Origin of the sequence: Mucilaginibacter sp. JRF, from assembly GCF_015223065.1 — a bacterium.
Taxonomy (GTDB): domain Bacteria; phylum Bacteroidota; class Bacteroidia; order Sphingobacteriales; family Sphingobacteriaceae; genus Mucilaginibacter.
Genome location: NZ_JADFBY010000001.1, coordinates 602,655 through 619,077 on the forward strand (window position 1 = coordinate 602,655; position 16,423 = coordinate 619,077).

A 16,423-nucleotide genomic window follows, 5' to 3' on the forward strand; every position below is an offset into this window, starting at 1 on the left:
ATAGACGGATGAGTATATGTTTTTTCATCCTCCTAATTCAGCGATCATGATCAGTGATAGAATAGCTGATCTTCCGGCAGGTCATTTAAATGCGGCATCTGGCCGCTGTTGTACCGGTGATACAGATGCGGAAAGTTTTCGCGTTTATCGGAGATGAATGGCCCTTTACTGTAGATCTGCGTTTCCTGTGGTTGTGCTGCGTAGAGGAAGAATTGAGCGCCTGATGAGCCGCCTTTTAGTTTAAGGTTACTATCGCCGGTTTCCATTGGTCTGTCCAGCCAGCCCACCTGCTGTTTTTCGAGGAGCGTTTCGTTTCCTCCCGCCTTTATGGTTCCGTCGATAATATAGATCAACCCGTTATAAGAGGCAGGCAGAACGACGGTCAATTCATCACCGGGTGCTAAACGAATAAACAGGATCGTCGTAGGCACTTCGTTCATAACAGGGGATGTCAGACCGAAAGCACTGCCGCTGTAAATGCGGATATCGGAGTTGTTGATCTTTTTTAAAGGCACTTTATCAGCAGGTATTTTTTGCCATCGGGGTGCCATCCCAGTCCTGTTTTCAGGTAAGCGCAACCATAATTGTAAGATTCGCAGTTTGACCTGGCTTTTGATCTCTTCGGTATGAACAATTCCGCTACCCGCGGTCAGCCATTCCATATCACCGGTTGATGATGAGCGGTCTCCATCTCCGGTCTGCCCCTCCAGCACCAGTGTACTTATTTCAAAGCCTGCATGCGGATGGGCACCGCCCACAACATCATTTCCCGGCAGGTCCAGTTGGTCATCCATTAACAGGGTGAACGGGTCACTTCTTTGCATATCTGAACCATCTATTACAGATACAGCGGCATGGCCTTGCCCTAAAAAGCCCTGATGGGTTCCCGGATATGTGGTCTTTGTTATCTTACGGTCGATCATTTTGGTTGATGTTAATTTTGAGAAAGTTTGTAAAGGTTATCTTTGATTCTCATCGGTCCAGCTACCAAATTTACCGTCCAGGTAATCTTTGAATGCTTCATTAAGTTGTTCTTCGGTATTCATCACAAAGGGGCCCCTTGCAGCAACAGGTTCCCTTAATGGCTTTCCGGCCACAAGGATCAGTTTCAAAGCTTCATCAGCCCCGATCTCTATTTCACTGGGATGGTCCACAGAGGTTGAAAGCCAAAGAACATCATTCTTTTTTCCCGTAAGCTTATTGGCACCAAAGGCACCTGAACCGCTCAGGATATAAATGAAACCATTAAGGTCGGCGGCAAGGTCTTGTTTAACGGAATGTCCGGCGTGCAACGTTATCTCGACCATGATGACCGGAGTATAATTGGCTGTTACTGATCTGATACCGCCAGACGAACCGGAAATAACCCTTATTTCAGCTCCATGTTCTATTCGCACCGGGAGCGTTGCATGAAGAATATCCTGGTAACGGGGAGTGGTCATCTTGTGCACTGCAGGAAGATTGACCCAAAGCTGCAGCAGATGAGCATATCCATTTTCCGGCGCTTCTTCCAGGTGCAGTAAACCTCTTCCTGCGGTCATCCACTGTGTGTCGCCCTGCTTTAATTGTCCACGGTTGCCCTGATTATCGCTGTGGTTAAGTACCCCGTCGATCATATAGGTTACGGTTTCGATACCCCGGTGGGGATGGTAGTCAAAAGCACCCTTTTTCATATTATCTTCTGCCATCACCAGGAAGGGGTCAAAGGTTTCCCAGTTACCGGGTGGCAGGACCAGTCCGGCCTGGTGAATGGACGTGTTTTTTTGCAGTGTCATTTGCCACTTATCTTGTATGGTCCGCTGTATGATCTGTTGTGTTGACATAGTTTTGCTATTGGTATGAAGGTTTTTCGGTCTCATGCAGCCGTTACCGGCCGTTATGGTAACCAAATGCCGCAAATACCCCCAAGGGTAATGCGGCGGTTTGATCGGGGTATCCCGGTTACACGAAATAATCTGTACCACCCGTTCCCCGTTTTTGATAGCCCTTATGGCTTCGCTCGGTCCGGGTAGACTCTACGACGGTATAAGCGTGGTATTTGGTGTTGGTGGTGACGCCTGCAAGACGTTCTTCCCATTTCTGTCCGTTCGAGGTGATCTTCGTCAGCATCTTTTCGGTGACATAGTTCACCATCGAATTGACCCAGTTCTCCGTACCGACAGAATATTGATCAGCCGGGGGAATGGAGAAGAATACAGCAGCGCCATTAGGCGTGCACATCGTCATCAGCGCTTCGTCTGCAAAGGCAAGCATATCATGAAAGTATTCACGGGAAGTGATCACGTCTTCGCGGGTGCCCCAGCGCGTAATGTGGCTGCCGATCAGAAAATCAAAATCAAATTCCAGTATCTGGTCATGTGCTTCGATCCAGCCACTGATGTTCTCTGAAGCATCACAATGCATGAACGCACAGGAACCCGGGCTTACGATATCGATCTTCACCAGCGCTCTTTGTTCGGGTGCATAAATAAAGATGTTGCCCGGACAGTGGTTGGCTCCTTTATAGGTAAGCTCCAGCTTTTCGCCGCCGAGTTCAACTACATAGCTGTCGGTAAATGTTTGAGTGGGTACCGGGCGAAGCGGATCGGGGAAGCGTTCCAGCAGTTCACGGGTGATATCATGTGCAATGATCTCCACGTCAGTGCCGTACATAGCCGCCGCACCGATATGGTCAGAATGCCAGTGGCTGTAAATGACCTTTACGATGGGTTGGTCGGTTACGGCTTCAATCGCGGCAAGCATATTTTCACCCAGGATCGGCGGAGCATCTATGGCAATAACGCCTTCTTCGGTCACCAGGAATGCAGCATCATATCCGCCGCTGGTCACCCAGTAAAACCCGTCTTTCAGTTCTTCACAATGATAACCGTTCTTGATGAATTCAGGACTGTTGAGGTATTCCGGCTGGAACTGTAAGGGTGACGGCGCATGCTCATGCCAGTGCGCTTTCTCAAAACGATGTTTGGTAAAATAGAAATCATCCTGTAATCCCCTTTTTTCCTTTTTGATCGTGTCTTTCATAGTAGTCGTTAAATTATTGATAGTTAAAGATGCGTTGTTCTAATTGCTTGCTTTGAATAGCCAGCCCCGCAGTAAAGAGGTTATGGCGGGCATGATCAGATAGGTCATCAGCGTCACCATGACCGTGACGCTCAAAAGCGTTTTGACAGGGCCCGGTGAACCCAATGCGCCGAGTAGGTTGCCGAGCACCGGCATGACCGTATTCAGCAGCGTAAAGATGATGATGACCGTGACCAGCACCATTTTCCATTTGGCGGCGGGTGCAGCCCCCTTGTGACGATTGGGATCGAACCAAAACTCCAGACCGGTAAGTGCCAGTTCTGGTTTCACCTCTTTGAAAAGGCCCTCACTTGCCGCGATCAGTTGCTTTTTGACCGGGGAATTGTTCCAGGTCTGTAAGTTGAGAAAGCTGTCAAAACGCAGGATGATAGCATATTCAGTAGCTTCCCCGCTCTTTATTTTTTCATAAATATCTGCTGTCTGGTAACCACTAAAGCGGGAGGCTGCCTGGATGATCCTTTGGAAGGACACCAGCGCCTCTTCCCCTGAAGGGAGCTTAGGTTCCAGTTCGACAATAGTGATCACGGGAAGATCACCCGCGGAGATCTTGTCAGTTTTTTCTATGTGTTCCGATATGTTTTTTTGCATGGCGCCTGGTTGATGATCCTTACCCTTATTTTTCACGCTTCCTATATACCGGCATCATGATGAATGTGCTTGTACTGAATGAAATCGTGGATCGCTGCCAGGCCGTTTAGACGGCCAAGGCCACTCATTTTAAAGCCGCCTTCTTCGAACTCATCATGGATCCTTGCCCAGTTATTGATCCACACCGTGCCGGCATCCAGCTTTCTGCTCACCCGCAGCGGAAGATCGACGTGGGGACTCCAAACCGACGCTGCAAGCCCATATTGATTGTCGTTGGCCAGGGCAATCGCTTCTTCCGCGGTATCAAATATCTGTACCGTCGCTACAGGGCCGAATGTTTCTTTCTGCACGATATTCATTTTGTTATCGGTAACCAGCAATAAGGCCAGCTGGTAAAAGGCACCTTTGGCTAAAAGTCCCTCTTTGATCTTTCCGCCGCGGAGGAGGATCTTTGCTCCATTCGCGATAGCTTTTTCTACCACGCTGTCCACACGGTCTGCATTGGCCCGGTCGATGAGCGGGCCCATATCGCTTTGCGGATCTGCGGCCGGGCCGACCTTGACCCTAGCCAAAAGATCCGTCAGTTGTTCAATGAATTGCTCAGCGATGTTCCTTTGTACCAGTATGCGGCTGCCTGTCATACAGAACTGGCCTGCGAATAGCGTGATCGATCTGACGATTACCGGTATCGCCTCTTCAAGGTCAGCATCATCAAAAACGATCATTGGGGTTTTACCACCTAATTCAAAACCAAACCGCTTCAGGTGATCGGCACCGTTCTTCATCATCAGTTTACCGGTGGCCGTACTGCCGGTATAACTGATCGATGGCACATCAGGTGAACTGATGATATGTGCCGCACCCTCATGGCCGCTTTCGGTAAACTGGTTGATCACACCGGCAGGCAGGCTTTTGACCGAGCTGAATACTTCGCAAATCGCGGCGTTGACCTGTGCGGTCTGTCCCGGCATCTTGATAATGACCGTGCAGCCTGCCGCCAGTGCCGGCGCTAATGAGCGTATCAGGAGGATAACCGGGGAATTCCAGGGGGCAATAATGCCTGCTACGCCGACAGGTTCTTCCAATACCATACTAAAACTGCCGGGACTTGTTTCCAGGGCACGCCCGCTTTGTGTCAGTACGAGCGCGGCATAATAACGGAGTTTGGAGGGTACGCCACCTACTTCCATTCTGGCTTCACCGTTCAGTTTCCCGTTCTCCAGCGAAAGGATGGCGATCAGCCTTTCGGCATGTTCCTCAAATGCCGAGGCCAGTTCGTTCAGTACCCTTGAACGTAACTGGCGGTCCGTTTTCCAGTCACTGTGTTTAAAAGCTGCTTTTGCAGCCGCGATGCCATCTATTGCGGCCCTTAAACCACCATTGGCATAACGCCCGATCGCATCTCCGGTAGCCGGGTTTACGCTATCATTATAGATCCCGCTGTCCGACCATTCATTGTTGATCCAGTTCAGTTTAGGCTCGTGGCCTGCTGTTATCAATGGCTTTCTCATAGACCGGAATGCTGTTTTGAACGACTGTTATTGCGGTTTATCTTCTTAATCTCATCAGCGATCTTTTCTGCGGCCATAATGACTGTAATGTTGGGTCCTGTCGAAACAAAATCCGGTAAAATGGAAGCATCAACAACACGTAATCCCTTTACGCCGTAAACATTGCCGGTACTGTCAACAACTGCTGCCGGGCTTCCCTCAAGCCCCATTGGAGCGGAAGCGACTGGGTGGTTATAAGATTGCAGCGTTCGTCTGACAGAATCCATGATCAGCCGGTCATCCGTGATCAGCGGGCCGGGTATGAGTTCGGTCACGGTCAGATTCGCTAAGGGTGCTGTTCTGGCCAGTTCCCGCGATAGTTTGATCCCTTCGAGCAATCTTTGGCCGTCTTCTTCGATACCCAGGAAATTGAGATCGATCTCCGGTGGTTCTTCTGCATGCCGGCTGGTTATCCTGATCGTACCCCGTGAACCGGGGTTGGTCAGCGCTACACCGATGACGTAACCTGCGTTCGTCGGACTTTCTGCGGGATCGAATAAATGCCCTGCCGTGATATGGATATCCAGTTCATCCTTTCCGGCATATGATGATCGTGTCCACAGGTTCACCCCCGTAACAGGAGATAAACGACCGATCTTTTCGGGATCAGCGGCGTAGGTATTGAAGTAAAAAGGATGATCCAGAATGTTCTTTCCTACGGGTAGGTCTGCAATTACGGGGATCTCCAATTGCTGAAGTATCTCAGCCGGGCCGATGCCGGAACGTTGAAGTATACTTGCTGTACCATAGGTACCTGCGGATAAAATGATATTGTTAGCGATAAATACCCGCCCATCGGACAGCAAAACACCTGCTGCTGTGCCATTGTTGAACAGCACCTTATCTGCCAGTACATGGCCGATAATGGTCAGGTTCGTTCGTTGTCTAACTTCAGGGCTGAGATAGGTCATGCCGGTATTCATCCTGATACCATTAATAATATTGGCAGGATAAGCACCGACCCCGTATTGTTTTTCCCCGTTAAAATCTGTGATCTCCTCGTAATTCCTGGCCTTGGCTGCCTCCATAAATGCTATTTGCATGGGCGAAAGGTCAGACCGGCGCAACTGGTTGACCGGGAAATAGCCACCATGGCCGTGCCAGCGTTCATCATCCAAGTTAGATATTTCCAGTTTTTTGTAATATGGCAGCACGTTCTCCCACGACCAGTCCGGTAGCCCCATATCAGCCCAGCGCTTAAAGTCATTGGGGATGCCCCTGACGGCTACGGCACCGTTAACTGCTGAACTGCCGCCAAGAACCTTGCCCCGGGCAATATGGATGGAATGGCCCGTATCGTCCGGTTGGGTCTGATAACCCCAATCATACCTGTTGTCACCATTAGCACCCAGTATCTGGCTGTTGGCAATAACTTCCGGGTACTCCGCTTGGCCGAAGGGGGCGCCGGCTTCGAGCAATAAAACATGTAAAGAGGGATCTTCACTCAGCCGGTTGGCGAGTACCGCCCCTGCGGAACCTCCACCAATTATAATATGGCTGTAGTCTGCACTGTAATGCTGATCTTCAGTTATCTTGTTTACTTTTTTTGTTGACATTGAAGTTGATCTATGGTAAATGAGCGACAGCACAAAAGTTTAAAATCAAGGATCAAGATCATATGCTGAAATGGCGCATAAGTATATCTGATCTGCGCTTTTTAAGTTTGAATGACCGGGTTGGTGGTAAATTGCTTTCCTTAAGAAGAGCAGAATTAAAGTTACCCTGCGGCTTTCTAATAGAAATGCCCTGATCTATTTAAGATCGGGGCATTTCTATTACGTACAGATTAATAGCAATATCAAAATGTCAATTTGGTCAGCCATTCAGCAGTTTCTGCGTCACGGTGATTAAAGAACACACTCTTGCCGGTATCCAACTTGATAATAGCATCCATGTCTTCTTGGCTTAACTCAAAGTCCCAAATGCTGTAATTCTCTGCCATGCGTTCTTCACGCACTGATTTTGGTATAATCGAAATGCCACGTTGAATGAGCCAGCGAAGCGTAACCTGCGCAACCGATTTCCCATATTTATGACCAATGGCAGTTAGGATGTCGTTGCTGAAGATATTGTTCTTGCCTTCGGCAAAGGATGCCCATGATTGCGTCAATATGTTGTGCTTTTGCATCAACTCGTTCTCAGCCTCTCTTTGGTAAAAGGGATTTACCTCGATCTGGTTAACCGCCGGTACGATCTCGTTATGCGCGATCAGGTCAACCAAACGGTCGGGGAAAAAGTTACTAACGCCAATGGCACGTATCTTTCCTTCCTTGTAAAGATCCTCCATGGCGCGCCATGAGCCATAATAATCGCCCAAAGCCTGGTGGATCAGGTATAGGTCAATATATTCCAGTTGCAGTTCTTTTAGCGATCTTTCAAAAGCCAGTTTGGTTTTTTCGTATCCTGCGTCCTGTACCCACAGTTTTGTAGTGATGAACAATTCTTCGCGTGGAATTCCGCTTTTTTTAATGGCATTGCCTACAGCCGATTCGTTCAGGTAAAATGCTGCGGTATCAATCAGGCGGTAACCGGCTTTGATGGCGGTCAGCACGGTTTGTTCACATTCGTTCAGGTCTGGTATCTGGAAAACACCCAGGCCCAGCATTGGCATTTCTATGCCGTTGTTCAATTTAATTGTTTGCATGTTTGTTGAATTATAAGAATTGTTATCAGGTTAATGAGTTAGTAAGGATCTGTGACGGGTGTTTATTGTGATAAGTCCTTCACCAGCCAACGTGTATCCATCGGGCTGGTGACGAAAAAGTCTTTCATGGCAATGCCCAGTTGTTTGATAAAGGGATGTTTCATTTGTGCTTCATGGTCAGCTATGGTTTTCCAACCTTCCAGCAAAACAAATTTGTTCGCATCTTCTGCATACCGGTAAATATTGAACTCCAGGTTACCCGGTAGTTTACGGGATTTTTTAGCTACATTGGACATCAGATCGATAAATGCTTTCCGCTTTTCAGTCTTAACATCAAACAACACGACCACATGACGGGTGAGCTTCGGCTTTTCAGAAAGTAAGGGGATTTTGGCAGGTATCTTGTTAAGTTCTTTTAAATAGATAGACCGTGCTTCACCCTTTAATGATCTTTTGATCACCTGCATAGCATTTTTGAAATGACCTTGTTTCATGTGCGCATTATGGGTAGCGGTATCTTTATACCGCTCGAACCAGATGGGTTGCAGTTTTCCATCCTCGGGCTGGTATAAACTAAAAGCCTGATTGCCTTCTTCTTTTCTCGACCACCGAATGTTGTTTTGTATCGCCTTTACAAATTCAGGCCATTGTTCCTGTTTAATGTCGCCAAAGAATCCCAGTTCCAAATAGGTTTGGTTTGTATCAATCACAGGTAAAATAGCAGCCTTGACCAATTGTTGCGCTCTCGACTCGGCTGCGGTGCCACTCCATAAAATTATGCTGATCCCGCAGATCATTAGTTTGATCAAGGACCTGAGAACAGTTGTCATGTTTTTCCTTGTGTAGATCATAGTTGTTTTATTTTAAACCTATCGTTCCAAAATGATGCAAAAAAATATCAGCCTACTGTACTGATCAAAATTTCGGCAGTTTGTCTGGTTAATTTCTCATCGCCAAAAAGGATGTGGGTATTGTAAATGGACACCAGTCCAGAAACCAGGAAGTTGGCCAAAGCAGGTATTGATCTTTCCGTTTGCAATTCGCCACGCTCTTTTGCTTTATTCAGCAATTCTTCAAATAGCGTGACCGCATTTGATGTTTGATTTGCCAGTATCGCTCTCACTTCTTTGTCCGTTGTGCCTAATTCAAATACTGTATTGGTGAACAGACAATTATTATCCTTTAATGCCGACTCTAAGACAGAATGTATGATGTTCCTGATAGCGCTTAAAGCGTCTGTCCCTCTGTCAGCGGCCTGGCGATATTGCTTATCTTTTTTCTGAATATAGTTATTCAGGGATTTCAAAAAGAGATCATGCTTGTTACCATAGGTAAGATACAGGCTGCTGCGATTGATCTTCATCCCATCCACCAGGTCATTCAATGTAGTTGCGTTATACCCATTTTTCCAGAATAGATCTCTTGCCGTTACCAGCTTCTCATCGTAATCGAATTCTTTATTCCTTGGCATGAGGCAAATGTATATATTAAACCTATCGTTCCAAAATAATAATGTAATATCGATGTCATGATATAAAATATGTATAACGCATTGTTTTTTCGGAAGTGTACAATTGCTAGTACTAATCATTTTTCAATATACCTTGTCACGATCCGGCGGCTTTACAATATTTGCGCCCATGAATAACATCGAGCAACCTATGCTGATCCATCCCACATCTAACGGCCAGCAATACGTTTATGAATATGCTAATGGCCGTAGGGTATTGGTTGAAATTGATCCGGTTACCGGTCATATCGGCTTTCTCAGGGAAGTTTAAAGTGATGTTTTTTTTCAGAACCACTTTGTCATTCATTTTCGCCTTTCGTTAATCATTAGCCTTCGATAGGCCGGATGGCAGAACGAATTTGGGATATCAAAGCGGTATCAGGGTATCGGACATCACCGGTTTTGCTTAGATAATCGTTTTTTATTTATTTGAACGGTATACCTCCGGATTCAATATCTGCGGCATCTTCTCATCTTTCATAGCGGCCATGATGTTTTTAGCCGCCACAATAGCCATTTGATCCCTGGTTTCTACCGTTGCTGACCCTATATGCGGCAACACATAAACATTAGGCATGGTTAAAAGCGGGTTTTGCGGGCTCATTGGCTCTGGATTGGTGACATCAAGGCCGGCTCCCCAGATCTCCTTCTTGCTTAATGCTTCGATCAGGTCATTTTCCTGATGCAAGCCACCTCTTGAAGTATTAATGAATATGGAAGAAGGCTTCATTTTACGGAATGCATTGGCATTGAATAAACCTTTAGTTTGTTCAGATAGTTCGGCGTGCACCGTAAGAACATCGCTTTTTGCCAATAGGTCATCAAAGGAAACATAAATGGCCGAAAGTTCTTGTTCAACCTCCACTTTGCGGGATCGGTTATGATAAATAATATCCATCCCGAAATACGATCTGCACTTACGGGCCAGGTCTGAGCCTATTCTGCCCATACCAAATATCCCCAATGTTTTTCCATAAAGTTCCTGGCCCAGATTTGCGGTTGGCTCATAAAAGCCCCATTGACCGCGTTGAATACTTTGGCTTTGATAAAAGGCATTTCTGGATACTGCCAGCATCAGTAAAAACGCGGTATCGGCAGTCGTTTTTGTCAATACATCAGGTGTATTGCTAACCGGGATGCGACAATTAGTAGCTGCCTGCAGGTCAACCTTATCATAGCCCACACTCATGAGCGCGATGCCTTTGAGATAGCGGTTATGGCTCAAAAAATGTTCGTCAATAACATTAGGGCCCGAGCTGAGTAAAGCATCTTGAGATTGACATAGTTCAATCAATTCCTCCTGAGGCAGTTCACGTTTTTCTGAATACTGAGTGATGGCTAAACCCGCATCTTCCAAAAGTTTGATGCCGGCATCAGGAAGTTTTCTTGTTATTAATACCCTTATCTTTCAAGTATAGTATTTAATTGCTTAACGTAACATTATGCTTTAATAAAACATGAAAGATAATTGGCTTTTTTACTATCTCTTTCAGCTTAGAAAGATATCTATTATTTGGTTCGGCCTATGCTTTTTATAGTAGCATTGTTACAATTAATTCAGATGCTTTTAAGAGAAGTTAGTTTAGGCTTGATCACCGGTCAGGATAGAGCCTTTTGATGTAAGAAGAATTCTTTTTTCTGATCTTTAATATAGCGTCTCGTTTGATCTGCCGAACCCGCTCCGGGGAAATTCTGAGCTCTCGCGCGACAGCGTCTATTGATGACGGAATTCGATTTCTTAGTCCAAATGTCATTTCCAGGATCTTACGTTCACGACCTTTAAGAGTTGATAAAATATGATCTACACTTATGTCCGCAGGAATTCTGTAGATTTTTAGCATTCCATTGGTTTAAGGCGGTCAGGAAAAGGCCCGGTTATTTACCGGCCGCGGTTACCTTGCTGCTATCACGAAGGCGTTGTATACCTTCTGTAATTACCTTATCGCCCTCGTTAATGCCATTAAGCACAATAACATTGGCGTTTACACGCGGACCAAGTGTTACTTTATGTTGCAGCGCTATACTATCCTGCGCGGTAAACACAAAGAACTCACCCATTTGCTCAACTACCGCTTTGTAGGGTATTTGTATACGATCGCCCGAATCATTGTTCAATACCTGTAACACACCACTCATACCATCCTTTAACTCCTTATTAGGATTAGGGAACTGTACCCTTACAATAATGCTACCTGTCTGGTTGTTCACACCACGGTCCACAGCTAATATTTTGCCTTTACTGCCGTACATCCTGCTGTTTGAAAGTTGCAGTTTAAAGGTGCTGCCGGTGCTGCTATTCATCAGTTTATAAAACCTGTCAAGCTGCTGCTCGTTGATGACTACTTGAACACCTATCGGATCTTCATCCGAGATGGTATTTAACAAAGTTGTGCCCGGTGTAACCAGGTCGCCCACACTAACTTGTGATATCCCGATACGACCGGTAAACGGCGCAACAATGATCGTGTATGAAAGATCTGCGCGGGCCATTTCCAGGCCCGCATTGGCAACAGCAAGCTGGCTTTTGGCAGTTTCGTAGGTAGCTGATGCCTGGTCAAAAGTTTGGCGGGCGATCGCGTCATTTTTTAACAACATACTGTAACGATCCATATCCTTTTTTGCCAATACTAAACTCGCTTTTGCATTAACGACATTGGCTTGTGCCTGCTGATATGCCGCCAGGTGTTTACGGGGGTCTATCTCATATAAGGGCTTTCCTTTTTTAACGATCTCGCCTTGTAAAAAAAACTTACCGGTTACCGTGCCCGATACCTGGCTGAATAATTCAACAGTGTTAAGTGATATCACTATTCCCTGAAAATTATCGTAATAGAACGCGGGAGTTTTCCTGGCTTCAATTATGCTTACTTGTGTTGCAGATGGTGGGGCTGCTTTTTGTTGTTTGCTACCACAAGCCGACCATATTAATGTGGCGGTTACAGCCAACATACATAAATAGTTTTGTTTCATATTTAAGTTATTCTGGCAGATATGTATTCCATTTTTTTGATGATCGGGGAAACATAAACGGTTGTTAAAATGCCTGACCAATGCCGAAGAAGAACAATTTATCCTCTTTCGATAAGCCGTAATCGAAGGAGATGATGGTCGACTGGTTCCAGGCAATGCGCGCACCTGCCCCATAGGAAGTTTTAATGTTTTTAAAGCTGAGGTCCTGCCAGCGGTCGCGCACGGTGCCCGCATCAAAGAACGGCGCCACGCCAAAGCCAAAGCGTTGCTTGCCAAAACGTGCTTCCGCTAACCTGACCCTAAGTTCCAGGTTAGCGAACCAAAGTGATCTTGCCAGGAACCTGTTGGCGCGGTAGCCCCTCAACGATTGTTTTCCACCCAAAGAATTGATGCTTCCATCGGGCGACCATTGATCCTGAAACTCAAAGAATGGTGCGTTGTTACCGAATATATTGCCCACCGCAGCACGTCCGGCCAAAATGGTACGCTTACCAAAAGGAAGTTTTTGATAATACCTGCCCTGGATAAATACCTTATCGAAAGAAAATTGCGACCCGATGATCTGATCAGAGAACTCGTTGGCAAGCTCCACATAAGCACCTCTTGTAGGATCAGGTTCAAAATCACGGATATCATAGATCAGCGCGGTTTGTATCAGCGACACCCATCCACCATTGAGGCCTGATGCCCGTCCCTGATCGAAGTCCCTTTGCAGCAGCGAAAATCCGTTAGGTGCTTTTACAGCTTCTCCACTTCCCGGTTGAATGGCATCGGTTTCAAACTGTTCAAATGTTTTATAGCTTAGGTGCTGAATTTCATATCCGCCCATCACCCGGAACTTTCCTTTTTTACCTAAAGCATAGTCTGCCTTCAGGTTCAACATAAATTCCGTTTCACGAAAACGGTTGGAAAGTGCATCAGTTACCTGCGCAGCCTCACCGGGGCCGCCGGGGCGTAAGGTTTTCCGGGCATTATCAAAATCCTGATACTTACCGAATGTAACGCCCGGATTTGATGGTAGCCTGAGATCACCAAGGGTTTGTTCGGTAAGGCCAAAGTAAAGATTGGCCGGATTTTGCTGAAGTTTAAGATCGACCCGGAAACGCCAGCGGGTACCTTTATAGTACGGTACATCAAGCCCTAATACCAGCTCTTTTGCATTAGACGTATAGTAGGCCGCATTGGCTTTCAATTTCATCAGGTATGCCGTATAAGGAAATAGCGGGTTATCTTTCCGGCCGTTAAAGAACACATTGGTACGAAGGCCAATACCAAAGCCGGTAACCGGATCAGAGGACAGATCGGGCAGGCCGGTAACAAATGTGCCTTCCCTTTTTTTCTCGAGATCAGCATCTGACATCCGTTTGGATTTGATGAACGATAAGCTATCGGTAGTCTGCGCCATTACCAAAACCGGGAAGGCGAGCATCAGGAAAATAATAAACAGATTTTTCATAGGATCTTAAATTAGTTGATCCTAAGCTCACAGTTGAATTAGGAGAAATTCTGAATTTTTGCGATGTAATTAAAAATAGTTCAATAAAATAGCCAATAATTTACAATTATTAAAAATATATTAGATATTATTAAGAAAGTGATTAGAACTAACGCGGGAAGTAAAGGGTAGCAGTAAATAGCTAACTTAAATAATGATCGCTCTGGGCTCTGTAGTGCCTGGCCGGAAAACTTATACATGGACAAATAATCAGTAAAAGCCTTATCAGTGCAGATCTTACAAATTATAGACAGCCATTTTGAATTGTTTTATTACGGTTCATCGCTATTGACCGAACAACTCCCCATTAAATAAGGTCTTTCCTGTCCTTAATTTACTTCTTAGCTTATTTAATTTGAGTTTTTTTTCGTTCAAAGTGATTGTTAATCACGGCAATACTTAGCGCGCCTGACGTTGCTTGCAGAGCGTTTGCAAATGTCAGGCTATTTTCTGCCCGGCTATTATCATCAGTGCGAGAAGCGGATAAAGTTAAACTGCTGATAGTATTAGTGTTTCTGCCATACACGTTCAACGTTGCTGAGTTAACAGCACAAATATTCGCAAGCTAAAATTTTAAGCAAGATGATGTAAAATAGTTATTAATTGTTGAGCTTTCGATGATCAGCGAAGTATCGCTACCATAAATAAGAATCTAACTGCAATTGAATTACTCGCGCTGTTTAAGTAATTAATTATATTTGATTTTTGCAAACCCAACAGAAATGGATACAAAAACCCTTGATGATTTTTATAAAGAGGCTTCTGCCTTCCTTAACGCCGATCTTAGTAAGATACTTCCGGACGGCATTGATAAGGAAGTAGGACACTTTAATGTTATTGATATAGCTGCTGTATTAAAGATACTTAAAGTGCGGCCAACCGCCAAAATGACTTATAACAGACGGGCTTATTACAAGATCAGCCTCGTACAAGGGCGGAACCGTGCGGAATATGCTGATAAGGTAATTGAAATAGAAGATCAGGCGTTAATGTTTGCATCCCCAAAAGTTCCTTATCATTGGTTTCCTGTGGATGATGAGGCCGACCGGGGCGGCTTTTTTTGCTTGTTTACTGCTGAATTTTTAGCGAAATCCAAGAGCGGGATAGTACTGGATGATTTGCCAATTTTTAAGCCCGGAGGGTTCCCCTGCTTCCATCTGTCCGAACAGGATAAAGACGAAATTGCTGTTATATTCAGAAAAATGCACAAAGAAATGCGATCGGATTATGCTTTTAAGTATGACTTGATACGCAATTACTTAATGGAGCTGATCCATTACGGACAAAAACTGCAACCCGCAACTGACCTGTACAGAGAGCATAATGCTTCCGGCCGTGTTTTTTCATTATTTAATGAATTATTGGAACGCCAGTTCCCTATCTCATCGCCTTTGCAAAGCCTCAAATTACGTACTGCGCAGGATTATGCCAATCAGCTTTCCATCCACGTAAATTATTTGAACAGAGTATTGAAAGAGCAAACCGGCAATACGACCAAGAATTTGATCAGTAACCGTATTGTTCAGGAAGCGAAGATAATGCTTAAGCAGACCGATTGGAATATTTCGCAGATCGCTCATAGCCTTGGTTTTGAAGAAGTAGCACATTTCTCCAACTTTTTTAAAAAACAGACAGATTCCTCGCCTTTAACCTTCCGCCACTAAAAGGTTTTGTTTTTGCAAACATTGTTTTGATTTTTGCAAAGACATTATAGTATACTCTCCTCAACTTTGTTCTATCAAATTAAAAGCAGATGGAACTTAGTAAAAATACAGTGTTGATCACCGGCGGAACAAGTGGTTTTGGTTTCGAATTTGCCTCCAAACTTGTAGCTCTCGGTAACACGGTGATCATCACCGGCCGGAATCTTATTAAGCTTGAAGAAACAAAAACACTCCTGCCGGGTGTGCATGCCATTCAAAGCGATGTAAGCAAAAAAGAAGACATCATTAGTTTATACGACAGTGTTGTTGAGCAATTTCCTGATTTAAATATCCTGATCAATAATGCAGGGGAAATGAGGAAGATCATACTTCATGACCACTACGAGTTGCCCGATATTACCCGCGAATTGGAGATCAACCTGATTGGCCCTATGCGGATGGTGCAACAGTTTTTGCCGCACCTCAAGTCAAAATCAAATGCTGCCATTATGAATGTCACCTCGGGCATCGCTTTAATGAGTTTGCCTTTAGCGCCGGTTTATAGTGCCAGCAAGTCTGGATTGCGCTCCTATACGCAATCCCTGCGGGTGCAGTTAAAAAATACTAAGGTTAAAGTATTTGAGTTGGTCGCACCAGGTTCATCTACACCCTTGAATGACAGATTTAGAAGCGAGGCGGGACCCGCCGCAAGCGGCATAGTAGCCCCTGGAAAAATTGTGCAAGAGGGTATTGACGGATTGAAGAACAATAAATATGAGATCTACCCCGGCCCTTTAAAACTACTCCGTTTTATTATCAGGTACTTTCCCAAATTTGTGCTTTCGCAGGCGAGCAAGTACGGCGCTAAAGATATGTTTGGCCAATAGTACTTTATTATTATTCAACTGAAGCTTTATCCTCCTGCCTCTGGGCTAAACATTA

At 45.3% G+C, this 16,423-nt stretch carries 15 protein-coding genes; 3 read left to right on the top strand and 12 right to left on the bottom strand.

Annotated elements, in window-relative coordinates; all coding sequences use genetic code 11:
• Positions 1 to 50: 50 nt before the first annotated feature.
• The 9 genes from IM792_RS02330 to IM792_RS02370 all read right to left on the bottom strand — a co-directional run bounded on the left by IM792_RS02330 (position 51) and on the right by IM792_RS02370 (position 9,334).
• The gene (locus IM792_RS02330) at positions 51 to 923 is read right to left on the bottom strand and encodes a pirin-like C-terminal cupin domain-containing protein (RefSeq protein ID WP_194100060.1); all 873 of its coding nucleotides are present in this window, start codon (positions 921 to 923) and stop codon (positions 51 to 53) included.
• Positions 924 to 959: 36 nt separating this feature from the next.
• The gene (locus tag IM792_RS02335) at positions 960 to 1,823 is read right to left on the bottom strand and encodes a pirin-like C-terminal cupin domain-containing protein (RefSeq protein WP_194100061.1); all 864 of its coding nucleotides are present in this window, start codon (positions 1,821 to 1,823) and stop codon (positions 960 to 962) included.
• A 118-nt stretch (positions 1,824 to 1,941) separates the two neighbouring features.
• Positions 1,942 to 3,021, bottom strand: coding sequence for an MBL fold metallo-hydrolase (locus tag IM792_RS02340; protein WP_194100062.1), 1,080 nt, complete (start codon positions 3,019 to 3,021; stop codon positions 1,942 to 1,944).
• 39 nt (positions 3,022 to 3,060) lie between these two features.
• A complete protein-coding gene (locus IM792_RS02345) occupies positions 3,061 to 3,669 on the bottom strand; it encodes a hypothetical protein (protein ID WP_194100063.1) in 609 nt (202 codons plus the stop codon).
• A gap of 41 nt (positions 3,670 to 3,710) precedes the next feature.
• Entirely contained in the window at positions 3,711 to 5,180 is a 1,470-nt protein-coding gene (locus tag IM792_RS02350; RefSeq protein ID WP_194100064.1) for an aldehyde dehydrogenase family protein, read from the bottom strand.
• Positions 5,177 to 6,775: a GMC family oxidoreductase N-terminal domain-containing protein gene (locus tag IM792_RS02355; RefSeq protein WP_194100065.1), complete on the bottom strand. Its 1,599-nt coding sequence runs from the start codon at positions 6,773 to 6,775 to the stop codon at positions 5,177 to 5,179. The genes IM792_RS02350 and IM792_RS02355 overlap by 4 nt, the downstream gene beginning before the upstream one ends.
• 242 nt (positions 6,776 to 7,017) lie before the next feature.
• A complete protein-coding gene (locus IM792_RS02360; protein WP_194100066.1) occupies positions 7,018 to 7,863 on the bottom strand; it encodes an aldo/keto reductase in 846 nt (281 codons plus the stop codon).
• 62 nt (positions 7,864 to 7,925) lie between these two features.
• On the bottom strand, positions 7,926 to 8,714 hold the full coding sequence (locus tag IM792_RS02365; RefSeq protein WP_194100067.1) for an antibiotic biosynthesis monooxygenase: 789 nt from the start codon (positions 8,712 to 8,714) through the stop codon (positions 7,926 to 7,928).
• 47 nt (positions 8,715 to 8,761) lie between these two features.
• Complete coding sequence (locus IM792_RS02370; RefSeq protein ID WP_194100068.1) at positions 8,762 to 9,334, bottom strand: TetR/AcrR family transcriptional regulator; 573 nt, start codon at positions 9,332 to 9,334, stop codon at positions 8,762 to 8,764.
• A gap of 169 nt (positions 9,335 to 9,503) precedes the next feature.
• Between IM792_RS02370 and IM792_RS02375 the strand changes: the two genes are divergently transcribed.
• Entirely contained in the window at positions 9,504 to 9,644 is a 141-nt protein-coding gene (locus IM792_RS02375; RefSeq protein ID WP_194100069.1) for a hypothetical protein, read from the top strand.
• Positions 9,645 to 9,794: 150 nt separating this feature from the next.
• On the opposite strand, the gene IM792_RS02380 is transcribed toward IM792_RS02375, so the two are convergent.
• The 3 genes from IM792_RS02380 to IM792_RS02395 all read right to left on the bottom strand — a co-directional run bounded on the left by IM792_RS02380 (position 9,795) and on the right by IM792_RS02395 (position 13,799).
• Positions 9,795 to 10,778: a D-glycerate dehydrogenase gene (locus IM792_RS02380; RefSeq protein WP_194100779.1), complete on the bottom strand. Its 984-nt coding sequence runs from the start codon at positions 10,776 to 10,778 to the stop codon at positions 9,795 to 9,797.
• 470 nt (positions 10,779 to 11,248) lie between these two features.
• Positions 11,249 to 12,343 (bottom strand): efflux RND transporter periplasmic adaptor subunit, encoded by a 1,095-nt coding sequence (locus IM792_RS02390; RefSeq protein WP_194100071.1) that lies wholly within the window; start codon positions 12,341 to 12,343, stop codon positions 11,249 to 11,251.
• Between the two features lie 64 nt (positions 12,344 to 12,407).
• Entirely contained in the window at positions 12,408 to 13,799 is a 1,392-nt protein-coding gene (locus tag IM792_RS02395) for a DUF5982 domain-containing protein (RefSeq protein WP_194100072.1), read from the bottom strand.
• Between the two features lie 761 nt (positions 13,800 to 14,560).
• Here IM792_RS02395 and IM792_RS02400 point away from each other — a divergent pair.
• Positions 14,561 to 15,502: a helix-turn-helix transcriptional regulator gene (locus tag IM792_RS02400; protein WP_194100073.1), complete on the top strand. Its 942-nt coding sequence runs from the start codon at positions 14,561 to 14,563 to the stop codon at positions 15,500 to 15,502.
• Between the two features lie 89 nt (positions 15,503 to 15,591).
• On the top strand, positions 15,592 to 16,368 hold the full coding sequence (locus IM792_RS02405; protein WP_194100074.1) for an SDR family NAD(P)-dependent oxidoreductase: 777 nt from the start codon (positions 15,592 to 15,594) through the stop codon (positions 16,366 to 16,368).
• Positions 16,369 to 16,423 lie beyond the last annotated feature (55 nt).

Coding starts and splice junctions, on each gene's coding strand:
- IM792_RS02330 (WP_194100060.1), bottom strand. CDS start 923: ATGATCGACCGTAAGATAACAAAGACCACATATCCGGGAACCCATCAG.
- IM792_RS02395 (WP_194100072.1), bottom strand. CDS start 13,799: ATGAAAAATCTGTTTATTATTTTCCTGATGCTCGCCTTCCCGGTTTTG.
- IM792_RS02365 (WP_194100067.1), bottom strand. CDS start 8,714: ATGATCTACACAAGGAAAAACATGACAACTGTTCTCAGGTCCTTGATC.
- IM792_RS02360 (WP_194100066.1), bottom strand. CDS start 7,863: ATGCAAACAATTAAATTGAACAACGGCATAGAAATGCCAATGCTGGGC.
- IM792_RS02405 (WP_194100074.1), top strand. CDS start 15,592: ATGGAACTTAGTAAAAATACAGTGTTGATCACCGGCGGAACAAGTGGT.
- IM792_RS02350 (WP_194100064.1), bottom strand. CDS start 5,180: ATGAGAAAGCCATTGATAACAGCAGGCCACGAGCCTAAACTGAACTGG.
- IM792_RS02335 (WP_194100061.1), bottom strand. CDS start 1,823: ATGTCAACACAACAGATCATACAGCGGACCATACAAGATAAGTGGCAA.
- IM792_RS02370 (WP_194100068.1), bottom strand. CDS start 9,334: ATGCCAAGGAATAAAGAATTCGATTACGATGAGAAGCTGGTAACGGCA.
- IM792_RS02340 (WP_194100062.1), bottom strand. CDS start 3,021: ATGAAAGACACGATCAAAAAGGAAAAAAGGGGATTACAGGATGATTTC.
- IM792_RS02390 (WP_194100071.1), bottom strand. CDS start 12,343: ATGAAACAAAACTATTTATGTATGTTGGCTGTAACCGCCACATTAATA.
- IM792_RS02400 (WP_194100073.1), top strand. CDS start 14,561: ATGGATACAAAAACCCTTGATGATTTTTATAAAGAGGCTTCTGCCTTC.
- IM792_RS02355 (WP_194100065.1), bottom strand. CDS start 6,775: ATGTCAACAAAAAAAGTAAACAAGATAACTGAAGATCAGCATTACAGT.
- IM792_RS02345 (WP_194100063.1), bottom strand. CDS start 3,669: ATGCAAAAAAACATATCGGAACACATAGAAAAAACTGACAAGATCTCC.
- IM792_RS02375 (WP_194100069.1), top strand. CDS start 9,504: ATGAATAACATCGAGCAACCTATGCTGATCCATCCCACATCTAACGGC.